4 protein-coding genes are annotated in these 12303 nt (G+C 38.9%); 2 read left to right on the top strand and 2 right to left on the bottom strand.

All coding sequences use genetic code 11. The annotated features are described in order from the left end of the window. Positions 1-559 precede the first annotated feature (559 nt). On the bottom strand, positions 560-5668 hold the full coding sequence (locus ACP6PM_RS33600; protein ID WP_426591189.1) for an nSTAND1 domain-containing NTPase: 5109 nt from the start codon (positions 5666-5668) through the stop codon (positions 560-562). 927 nt (positions 5669-6595) lie between these two features. Between ACP6PM_RS33600 and ACP6PM_RS33595 the strand changes: the two genes are divergently transcribed. Further along, complete coding sequence (locus tag ACP6PM_RS33595; RefSeq protein WP_426591188.1) at positions 6596-7057, top strand: hypothetical protein; 462 nt, start codon at positions 6596-6598, stop codon at positions 7055-7057. Positions 7058-8032: 975 nt separating this feature from the next. Then, the gene (locus tag ACP6PM_RS33590) at positions 8033-9415 is read left to right on the top strand and encodes a hypothetical protein (protein ID WP_426591187.1); all 1383 of its coding nucleotides are present in this window, start codon (positions 8033-8035) and stop codon (positions 9413-9415) included. Between the two features lie 549 nt (positions 9416-9964). On the opposite strand, the gene ACP6PM_RS33585 is transcribed toward ACP6PM_RS33590, so the two are convergent. After that, a partial coding sequence (locus ACP6PM_RS33585; protein WP_426591186.1) for a WD40 domain-containing protein occupies positions 9965-12303 on the bottom strand: 2339 nt, incomplete at its 5' end.

Raw genomic sequence — 12303 nt, 5'->3', positions numbered from 1 at the left:
CTCTCAGCCCTATCTACAGTTCGGGCTGAGAGCTATACTACAAACAAAAACTTTATTATAAGTGATTATCCGAACATGATATAATAAATTGTTTGAGAAATTAATAATCTCCCTCACTACAGACAATAGGAACGACGAATTTCATTAGACTTCTTGCAGAAGTCAGGGAATAGGGAATAGGGAATAGGTATGGAGGGAGATGAAATTGTTGATTTTAGATCTTGAATTGATATAATTAAAACTTTTGCAAGAGGTCTATTGTTTAATATGGTGCGTTACGACGGATTGTTAAATCCCTTTGATAGCGAATAATTAATTTCGTCTAACGCACCCTACTAATTTATCTAAGAATATTTATTGGCTCGTAGTATAGCTCTCAGCCCGAAACCAAGAATTGGGGCTAGAGCAATATTACAAGCCTAATTTTTCAACTCCTCCAATACCTCATAAGTAATCGGATTTCCCCCTTTTTCAAAGTCTCTATCTAAGAATATTTGCTCGTAGTATAGCTCTCAGCCCGAAACCAAGAATAGGGGCTAAAGTAATACCACTAACCTAACTAACTACTCAACTCCTCCAATACCTCAGAAGTAAACAGATTTTTACCATTTTTCAAAGTCTCTATCCAACCTTTAACTCGCGCCTTTTTCTCCTCATCTTTCATCGAATCAACTAATAATTGAAAATCCTCAATTGCTCCCTGATAATCTCCATTTAATGCCTTCGCCAAACCACGAATACCCATAATTTTCCCTTTGTCAGGACTTAACTCTACTGCTTTTTCACAGGCAAACATCACACCTTGAGCCTGATTGTTTAAGCTGCCAGATCGACATAATTCTCCCCAATCATCAGCATCTATTTCTACATCCGAATCTAATTTTTGTACTCGATCATAAAGACTAATTGCTTCTTCTATATTTCCCTGTTTGGCTAATTTTTTACCCTTTTCTATTTTGCCAAAAGCAAAGAATTTATTTGCCACAACTTCTGGGTCTGTTTCTATAGTTTCTGTATCAGGATTGATGTCAATTCCTGGTGATAATTTTTGGGCTTCTTTAAAGATAGAAATTGCCTCTTTTATATTTCCCTGTTTGGCTAATTTTTTACCCTCTTCTACCGAAGTAGAAGCAGCAAATTTGTTCGCGACAAGTTCGGGTTCTGTTTCTATAGTTTCTGTATCGGGGTTGAGATCGATTTCCGGTTGCAATTCTCGGGCTTTTTTCAAGATAGAAACTGCTGTTTCTATGTTTTCTTTTTCCCCTGTTTTTGCTAAATTTTTAGCTTCTGCAATTAAACTATAATGAACCGGAAGTTCATCGCAAGTTCTCTGATATGTATCCAAGCTACTGTTTATATACTGCTGCCACTCCTGTGCTGTTAAATTCCGACCAAGACGGCGACAAGCTTCTGCAATTAAATCTTTTGGCCTTACCCAATGGATGCGAACGGTATTGTCATTACTTGCTGTCGCCAGGGTTTTCCCGTTGTGGTTAAAAGCTACTGCTCTTACCTCTCTTTGGTGGTTGAAGGTAGCGAGTTGTTTGCCCGTGTTCGTATCCCAGAGGCGCGCGGTATTGTCAGCACTTGCTGTCGCAATGGTCTTCCCGTTGCGGCTAAAGGCTACTGCTCTTACTGTCCCCTGATGGAGTAGGGTAGCGAGTTGTTTACCAGTCTTGGCATTCCAGAGGCGGGCAGTATTGTCAGCACTTGCTGTCGCCAGGGTTTTCCCATTGCGACTAAAGGCTACTGCTATTACCTCTCCTTGGTGGTTGAGGGTAGCAACTTGTTTGCCAGTGTTCGTATCCCAGAGGCGGGCAGTATTGTCAGCACTTGCTGTCGCCAGGGTTTTTCCATTGCGACTAAAGGCGACTGCTATTACCTCGCCTTGGTGGTTGAGGGTAGCGATGGCTTTGCCTGTAGCAGCATCCCTGATGTTGGCAGTATTGTCAGCACTTGCAGTAGCAATGGTTTTGCCGTCCGGGCTAAAGGCTACTGCATTTACCTTGGACTGGTAATTCAGGGTAGCGACTTGTTTACCGGTGTAAGCATCCCAGAGGCGAGCGGTATTGTCATAACTTGCTGTCGCCATGGTTTTGCCGTCCGGGCTAAAGGCTACTGCATTTACCTTGGACTGATGCTTGAGGGTAGTAACTTCTTTAGCAATATTCGTATCCCAGAGGCGGGCTGTTTTGTCATAACTTGCTGTCACAATAGTTTTGCCTTCCGGGCTAAATGCTAGTGCATTTACTTTGTCTTGGTGATTAAAGGAAGCGACTTGTTTGCCGGTGTAGGTATCCCAGAGACGAGCTGTACTATTATCACTTGCAGTAGCAATGGTTTTGCCGTCGGGGCTAAATGCTACTGCTTTTACCTTATACTGGTGGTTGAGGATACCGACCTCTTGACCAGTGCAGGTATCCCAGAGGCGAGCTGTATTGCTATCACTTGCAGTAGCAATGGTTTCGCTATCGGGGCTAAAGGCTAGTGCTATTATCTTATCCTGGTGCTTTAGGGTAGTGATTTCTTTACAGGTTCTGGTATCCCAGAGGCGAACGGTATTATCATCACTGACAGTAGCAATGGCTTTCCCGTCGGGGCTAAAGGCTAATGTATGTACCCTGGACTTGTAGTCAAGGGTAGCAAATTCTTTGCCTGTGGCGGTATCCCAGAAGCGGGTGATTTTGTCATCACTGGCAGTAGCAATGGCTGTGCCGTCCGGGCTAAAGGCTATTGCATTTACCGGAAAGTAGTGGACTAGGGTAGAGATGGCATTGCCTGTTTTGGCATCCCAGAGGCGGACAGTATTGTCATCACTTGCAGTAGCAATGATTTTACCGTTGGGGCTGAAGGCTACTGCATTTACCCCGTCCTGGTGGACTAGAGTAGCGATAGCATTGCCTGTTTTGGCATCCCAGAGGCGGGCAACTTTATCTTCACTTCTTGTAGCAATGGTTTTACCGTCAGCACTAAAAGCTACTGCTATTACCTTATTCTGGTAGTTGAGGGTAGTGATATCTTTGCCCGTGGTAGTATCCCAGAGCTGGGTAGTTTTGTCATCAGTTGCAGTAGCAATGGTTTTGCCGTCGGGGCTAAATGCTACTGTCTTTACTCCAGACTCGTGCTTGAGGGTATGGAGATGATCTGGTAGTTGACTTAGCCCTTTACGGATAGCTCCATCGGCTGCATTTTGGGGGATATATAAAGGCTGATCGCCTAAGAATTTATTGACGGCTTTCCTCCACCATACATACCTATTTTTGTGCAGCTGTTGAACTGTAACCATTGACTGGAGTCCTAATAAAGTACCTCGATCGTACCAGTTCCAGTTAGCGATGGCGACTTCTGCTTCTGCTGCCATCTGACGAGCAAAGGATGCTTCACTATTATGTTTAGCTATTCTTTGCTGAATCACAGCAAAAGCAGATACCCCACTCATAAACAGCAAAGAAATAGCCAAAATTTGATTCCGTCTTTGAGCTAACCTCCTGGCTTTTTGCTCCTGTATAAACTCCCTTTTTTTCCGTTCTTTCCCTTCAACTTCCCAACGAGTTCTCAACTCCTGACTTGCTTTGACAAACTCATAAGCAAATCCATCCAACAAACCAATCTCCCCATACTTGGCTATATATTCTTCTGCCTTCATTAACTGCCCTTCTCGCCATAACCAATCATCTTTTTTATCGTGTTTTTTCCATTCCATTGCATCAGCTTCTATTTTCCTTACCAACGGCAAAACTTCTTGATATTCTTCTACCCATCCCCTCAGTTTTTCCCAACTTCTAATTAATTCTTCGTGAATCACATCTAATAATGTTCCTACCTCTGACTTATCTATAGTAATTAACCGATTATTTTGGTCGGCTAATTTATCACTTACCTCTAACAACATCTCTAAACTATGTTGTTCATTGGGCAATTTTTCTAAAATTACTCTTCTACGAGTGTCTGTTATTTTTCCCGCATTTATTTGCTTTTCCCCAGGCTGTACTAATTCTAAAAATATCCGTTTCGCAACTGACTTTTCCTCTTCATTTAGACTTTCAAAAACTTCATTAGCTCGCTTCGTCAAAGTACCCTTAATTCCACCCAATTTTCTATAAGTTTCCAGAGTTAAATATTTAGTTTTCTCTTCTCCTTGAGTGGCATCTTTCCACAGTACATCCAGAGTATATTGCAGGAGAGGTAAACTACCAGGGTTACGCAAAAAGTCTTCTGTCATTTGCGCAACTAATCCTGGTTGTACTCCCATTGCTACTAATTCGGATGGTTTTTTTATTGCTTCCTCTATTTCCTCTTTTTCCAGAGGCGTTACTAAGAATTGATGTTCTTTTATTTGAGTTGCTAACCCTGGATATTTTGAGCATTGGTCGAGAAAGTCTGCCCGCATTCCTAAGATTAAGCAAAATTTCTTTTGAATGGCTTCATTTTTGATTGCTTCTAAAAAACAATCAAAAAATTCAAGTCGTTTTTCGTGAGTTTCGCAGAGGGTAAAAGATTCTTCAAATTGGTCGATTACCATGATGACTCTTTCGGCTTCTGCTGACTGAATAAAGTCGATTAATTTTTCGCTTAAATTTTCTGGTTTTTCCTCTTCTATATTAATTGTATTTTGCAGATTTTTCAGAGGAGTTGAAGTGGGAGTAAAAGGATTTAGATATTGCCACCGATCGCTTCCCGATGTTTTCTGCCCCCGCTTCAATTGATATAACAAACCTGCTCTTAATAAGGATGATTTTCCACTACCAGATGCTCCTAATATTGCTACAAAATTATTAGTTCTTACTTTGTCAATTAATTCATCTGTTAATCTTGTTCTGCCATGAAAAAATACCGCATCTTCTTCCTTTTCTGTAAAATAAGATAGAGCACGATAAGGAGGAGTATTTTTCCAGCGTTCATCTACGGGTTGAGTCGGACTATTGGTAGTCAGAATAATCGCATTTCCTGAATTATGAAATACAGGAGCTTGAGCCGTATTTAACATATTCTTTTTAATAGAATCTGCCAATATATAGTTAGTAACCCAACCATCAATCGAATTTTCTGGATTTAAACCTTTGAGTAATCTAGCGGTAAAAACACCCTGTTCTCCGTCTATTTGTTCTACACTTGTTTCAAAGGAACGAGCAGCAGTAATAAAACAGCGACTTACTTGTTTTCCACTACCAGGGTCAGCCTCTTGAAAATTCAAAAATTCTCCACTAAAACAACAGTCTAACCAAACTATTTGTGTTTTGACTGGACTATTTTTTAATAATTCTTTTAACCAGTTTAAAGAAATACCATATTTCTCCTTTTTAAGTTGAGCATCACTGGTAGCTAAAAATCCTTCTTGAATTCCTCCTTTTTCTTTTAAATAACCATGTCCGGCAAAGAAGAGTAAAGCCACATCAGGAACTTCATTTTTTGATGGAGGATTAAATAAATTAATAATCCTTTTTTCCAGGTCATTAACTTTGACAAGACCATTAGGAACAAATCTAGCTTGACCTTCTTCGTTATAAGTTTTAGGTAAACGTTGGACATGAAACTTGCCGTATTTTTCTAACATTTCGGCTATAGCTTCAGCATCTTTTACGGGTGCTTTGAGGTTTAAATCTCCAGGCTTCTGTTTTTTGAGAAATGGATAAGAATTAATTCCAACAACTAATGCTTCTCTATTCATGATTATTAATTATATTGATTATTTAAAAGGTTTATAAAAAAAAATTACAGTATTTTTCCAGTGATTGAGGTAATATTTTAATCCTAAATCTCCTCTGAAAAAGGGATAATTTAAGTAAATTTATCTATATCCTACTATACCAATGGGACTTAAAAAAATATAACCAGAAAACAGGCTCAAATATAGATGGGCAAAAGCTTTTACGTCAAAAATGTATAAATCCGTATGGAAGCAAGGGTTTTAGGTATTTTTAGGGGATCAACTTAATTCCCTTATCCAGACTGACTTTGACGTTACCAGAAAATGTCTAAGTACAACTGACAAACAACCACTAGATTGTACCCTACTTAAGAAGATGAGAACTATTCAGAAATCAAATATGTCATAATTTATGCAATTACACTAATGATAGTGGGTTTACTAGGAAAAACCAGGAATTTATACACTATATCTAGCAGTAGTGGGTAATAAAGAAATTTATTTAAACAAAAACTAAAAATTAATTCTAACTCAACCCGACCAAAACTTACCGAAGGACTTCACTGTTTAAACTTTATCCTAGATAGAAAAACATGAGTTAAAAATCAGTTATTATTGGAAGAGTTAAAAAATGAATTACATTGAGGAGAATTAGAAACAATAGCTTTGGCAGTTTCTTTGGCTTCCGAATTAGTAATCATAGATGAAAACCCAGGTAGAAAAAAACATTAGTTTAAGGTTGAATATCATTGGTATTTTAGGTATATTGTTAATTGCTAAACAAGGAAGACTAATATTCAGCCATTAATAGATGATTTAATTACCAAACTAGGTTTTCGTATTAATCAGGGATTGTATCTAGATATATTAAACAAGAATCTAATCAAGATCGATAACTAAAGTCATCTAAAACTACAGAAAGCAATCAGCAAATCAGGGAGATACAAAATGAAAGATTCAGCGAACAAATTCTTATTATCCATGTTACTAGCAATTAAAGAGTTAGACATTCCCCTCAATTCAGAGGAAAAAGAGAACCTTTATATTGCCGGTCAACAATTATCTCTTGACCCTAGCGCTTGGGAAGAAGATATTGAACCAAGCCTAATGGAAATAATTAACAACAACCCATCTCTCAATCAAGTCTTTCAAAAGATTAATTCCAAGCTAGAAAAAATTGATAATATTCCTCAAAATTTAATTCCTAATACCGAAGAGATGAAAACACTTATCCCGACAGAGGAAAATCAACCTCTAGAACGTCCTATTCCTGATGTTAATATGTCCGATTTTCAAAGCAATGAAATTACCAATGCAGCTATCCAAATTATCTCATCACCAGAGCCATCAGAAACAGTTAAACAGATTAGTAAGTTTGATAAATTATTGAATTTAATTGATCAGAAGTAGTCAGACAATAAATAATTTGTGTAGTTGGGATGGGGCAGATTTATCTAATGTCATTGCGAGGCGGGAATCAAACAAATTAACCTTTCGGGGAAAGTATATTTTGAGCCGACGCAATTTCCCAATTAATTTTTCTAGAAAAGATTGCCACGGGGGTTCAAGAATTAATAATTAACAATTAATAATTAATAATTACCTGTTGTCATTGCGAGGCGGGAATCAAACAAATTAACCTTTCGGGGAAAGTATATTTTGAGCCGACGCAATTTCCCAATTAATTTTTCTAGAAAAGATTGCCACGGGGGGTAATAATTGAATAAACTAAAATAATTACTTTCTCAACCCCCCTCCCAATGACATTTCAGAACTACTTTTATCATGGTGAGGTGGGAATAAAACAAATTAACCTTATTCATTTTTCTAGAAAAGATTGCCACGGGGGGTAATAATTAAGTTAACTAAAATAATTACTTTCTCAACCCCCCTCCCAATGACAGTTCAGAACTACTTTTGTCATGGCAAGGCGGTAATAAAACAAATTAACCTTATTCATTTTTCTAGAAAAGATTGCCACGGGGGGTAATAATTAAGTTAACTAAAATAATTACTTTCTCAACCCCCCTCCCAATGACAGTTCAGAACTACTTTTGTCATGGCAAGGCGGTAATAAAACAAATTAACCTTATTCATTTTTCTAGAAAAGATTGCCACGGGGGGTAATAATTGAATCAACCAAAATAATTACTTTCTCAGCCCCCCTCCCAATTAAATTATAAGTAACCTAACCTACTGGTGTGTCTAGACTAAAATTATGGGTTAGGAGCGAGCAACCTAGAAGACCTCTCCCCTAACCCCTCTCCTGCGAGGAGAGGGGACTACTCCCCCTTCCCTTGCAGGGAAGGGGGTTGGGGGATTAAGTTTTTTAACCCACATTTTCAAGCTTGACACGCCACTACAACTATATTAATAACTACAAATATGACCGATATTGTTAATCCCACTATTGACTTATTTCTCTATGACTTGAGAAACAGTCTTGGTGATGATAAAAAAGACATAGAACACAAACGCCAATATTTTTATCAAAAATTCCATCAAACTGTTCAGGAAAAATTACAACAAGACGGACAAGAAAATAACCAAGATATAGAGGTAGAATATATTCACCTGCTCAAATCTACTTATGCTCCCTTAGATCCTAATAGTTCTGGAGAAGATGGTTATTACTATCCAGTAAGATTAGGAGATAGTTATGGATTATTATTAGAAGTTGCTACACCGGACAAAAAAACACCAGAATATTTTGGCGAATTAAAAGCAAAAATTCAACAAAAATTAGGAGGAAATAATGCTACATTAGGTCAGAGCTGGATGCTATCCACCTACCTACCCAATTCCTCAGAAATAACCCCACAAGAAATAGAAAAAATTTCCCAAGAATCTTATAAAGCAATTTTTCCCAATGCCAAAGATATAGAATATGAAAGCAAAGGTGAATTTATCGGAGCAACGATTTTTGAATATTCTGACAGTAGCTTAAAACAACAGACTGTAAAATTAACAGACAAAGAAATTATTACTGTTGTTCAAAATCAACATATTATTATTGCTATTTATCCAGACCAAGCAACATTTTACAAGTTAAGTAAATTTTATGTAGACTGGATGCGGTTGTTTTATTATCACCATAAAATTGTTTGGTCTTACGGACAAACTCGCATTTTAAGCAATCAAATTAAAGATAAATTTAGTCAAATTCAGACAATAATTAAATCTATAGAAGCAAATCTTACTAGAGGAAATAGAAAAGCTAATAAGTTGGAACAAATTAGTGATATTTTGAGTCAATTCCAAATTCTCATCAATCAATATACCCAAAATATAAACAATTTAAAATTTCAACAAGGCACAATAGAAATAAATTTAAGTAATTACGACAAAAGATTACAAACTCTCCAGAAAAAAGCTAGAGAAAAGATCGCTGTCAATAAAACCTCAATCGCATTTTTTGAAGACTTTAGTAAATTAGTTAATGAAAAATATCTTTTGCAAATCACAAGAGATGTAAAAAATTTTGACCAGGGATTACAATTATTAGAAGGTAATATTAACGCTATCCGCAGCCAAGTAGAAATAGAAAAAGCTAAGAGCGATCGTAACTTTCAAGAATTAATTACTGTGGTAGGTACAGGAGTGACTATTGTTACTATTATGGATAATGATGCCAGAAGACAATGTGAATTAATTCTTTCTAAGGAATCTTTTGTTTGTGAAAATACATTGATATTCAAATTCATAGTAATTTTGAGTGTCAGTATATTAGTCTGGTTTTTCAGAAAATATATATCTAAGCAATCCTAAAAATGAAGTTGGAAGTGGTTTTTGTTATGGGAATTTTGAGTAATCCTCTAAAAACATTTCGTCTTATACCATTTCTCAAAAACTTTTCTACATTTGATTGAAGTAGGGGAGTAGGGGAGAATTCAACAATTAATAATTAATAATTAATAATTAATAATTACCTCTTCTTTAAAATACGAAAAAAGTGCCTATTTTTTGCTCCCTTAAGGTAAAAATGTGATAATCTTGACAAGACTTGGGGGAAAAATTTGAGTGACAATTCTTACTCCTACCTACTCTATAATTCCCATTTCTCCTGTCTTCCCCTCCTGGGAGGGGTTAGGGGTGGGTTGTCTCCTGTCTCCTGACTCCTACCCAAACCCATAAGACTTTTGAGCGCAAGCCCTAATTAATGTTAAACTTGCTCAAACTAACAAAAAAGTAATTACCTTAGTTTAATTACTTAATAACTGAAGTTTTATCCCAGGTCTTGCATTATTTTTGGGAATTGGTATTACAAAACGGGGTGTTATTACAGAATCTGGTTTATAAAAAACGCACTCTAATGGACTAATTTTTCAATTCCTCCAATACCTCCTCAGTAATCGAATTTTCACCTTTTTTCAAAGTCTCTATCCAACCTTCAACTTTTGCCTTTTCCTCCCCATCTCCCACCGAATTTACATATACTTGAAAATCATCAATCGCTCCCTGATAATCCCCAGTTAATGCCTTTGCTAAACCACGACTACGCCGAATACTACCATCATCAGGACTCAATTTAACAGCTTTTTCACAGGCAAATATCACATCTTGAGCCCGATTATTTAAGCTGCCATACCTACATAATTCTGCCCAATCATTAGCAGCTATTTCTAACTCTGAATCTAATTTTTGTGCTTCATCATAAAGACTAATTGCCTCTTCTATTTTTCCCCGTTTTGCTAATTTTTTTGCCTTTGCTACTTTGCCAGTAGCAAAGAATTTATTCACCACAATTTCGGGGTCTTTTTCTATAGTTTCTGTATCAGGATCGAGGTCAATTTCCCCATCCAATTCTTGGGCGCGTTTCAAGATAGAAACTGCTGCTTTTATGTCTTCTTTTTCTCCTGTTTTTGCCAGCTTTTCAGCTTCTGCAATTAAACTACGATGAACCGGAAGTTCCTCACAAGTTCTCTCATATTGATCCAACCCACTGTTCATATACCGCTGCCACTCCTCTGCTGTTAAATTCCGAATGAGGCGACGACAAGCTTCTGTAATTAAACCTTCTGGCGTTGCCCAATGTAGGTGGGCGGTTTTGTCACGACTAACTGTAGCAATGGTTTTACCGTCGGAGCTAAATGCTACTGCATTTACCCATTCCTGGTGGTTGAGAGTAGCTAATTCATTGCCAGTCTCAGCATCCCAGAGGCGGGCGGTTTTGTCACGACTAGCTGTAGCAATGGTTTTGCCGTCTGAGCTAAAAGCTACTGCTTTTACCTCACCCTCGTGGTTGAGAGTAGCTAATTCTTTGCCAGTCTCAGCATTCCAGAGGCGGGCGGTATAGCCACTTGCAGTAGCAATGGTTTTACCGTCGGAGCTAAAAGCTACTGCATTTACCCCGCCCTTGTGGTTGAGAGTAGCTAATTCTTTGCCAGTCTCAGCATTCCAGAGGCGGGCGGTATAGCCACTTGCAGTAGCAATGGTTTTACCGTCGGAGCTAAATGCTACTGCTTTTACCGAGGACTTGTGGTTGAGAGTAGCTAATTCTTTGCCAGTCTCAGCATCCCAGAGGCGGGCGGTTTTGTCATAACTTGCTGTAGCAATGGTTTTGCCGTCAGAGCTAAATGCTACTGCTATTACCCTGTCCTCGTGGTTGAGAGTAGCTAATTCTTTGCCGGTGGTAGCATCCCAGAGGCTGGCGGTATCACCACTTGCAGTAGCAATGGTTTTACCGTCGGAGCTAAATGCTACTGCTCTTACCAAACCCTCGTGGTTGAGAGTAGCTAATTCATTGCCAGTCTCAGCATCCCAGAGGCGGACGGTTTTGGCAGAACTTGTAGCAATGGTTTTACCGTCGGAGCTAAGTGCTACTGCATTTACCCCGGACTTGCGGTTGAGAGTAGCTAATTCATTGCCAGTCTCAGCATCCCAGAGGCGGGTGGTACTGTCATAACTTGCAGTAGCAATGGTTTTACCGTCGGAGCTAAATGCTACTGCATTTACCCCGGACTTGTGGTTGAGAGTAGCTAATTCATTGTCAGTCTCAGCATCCCAGAGGCGGGCGGTTTTGTCATCACTTGCAGTAGCAATGGTTTTACCGTCGGAGCTAAATGCTACTGCCATTACCCAGTTCTCGTGGTTGAGAGTAGCTAATACTTTCCCAGTATCGGCATTCCAGAGGCGGGCGGTTTTGTCAGCACTTGCAGTAGCAATGGTTTTACCGTCCGAGCTAAAAGCCACTGCTTTTACCTCACCCTCGTGGTTGAGAGTAGCTAATTCATTGCCAGTCTCAGCATTCCAGAGGCGGGCGGTTTTGTCAGCACTTGCAGTAGCAATGGTTTTACCGTCCGAGCTAAAAGCCACTGCTTTTACCTCACCCTCGTGGTTGAGAGTAGCTAATTCATTGCCAGTCTCAGCATCCCAGAGGCGGGCGGTTTTGTCATAACTTGCTGTAGCAATGGTTTTACCGTCGGAGCTAAAAGCTACTGCATTTACCTGGCGCCGGTGGTTGAGAGTAGCTAATTCTTTGCCAGTCTCAGCATCCCAGAGGCGGGCGGTTTTGTCATAACTTGCTGTAGCAATGGTTTTACCGTCGGAGCTAAAAGCTACTGCATTTACCTGGCGCCGGTGGTTGAGAGTAGCTAATTCTTTGCCAGTCTCAGCATCCCAGAGGCGGGCGGTTTTGTCATAACTTGCTGTAGCAA

The sequence above is a fragment of the Dapis brunnea BLCC-M229 genome, assembly GCF_050015995.1.
Taxonomy (GTDB): domain Bacteria; phylum Cyanobacteriota; class Cyanobacteriia; order Cyanobacteriales; family Microcoleaceae; genus Trichodesmium.
The sequence above is the reverse complement of the archived record's forward strand: the minus strand, read 5'-3'. Positions and strand labels throughout refer to the sequence as shown.

Coding starts and splice junctions, on each gene's coding strand:
- ACP6PM_RS33600 (WP_426591189.1), bottom strand. CDS start 5,668: ATGAATAGAGAAGCATTAGTTGTTGGAATTAATTCTTATCCATTTCTC.
- ACP6PM_RS33595 (WP_426591188.1), top strand. CDS start 6,596: ATGAAAGATTCAGCGAACAAATTCTTATTATCCATGTTACTAGCAATT.
- ACP6PM_RS33590 (WP_426591187.1), top strand. CDS start 8,033: ATGACCGATATTGTTAATCCCACTATTGACTTATTTCTCTATGACTTG.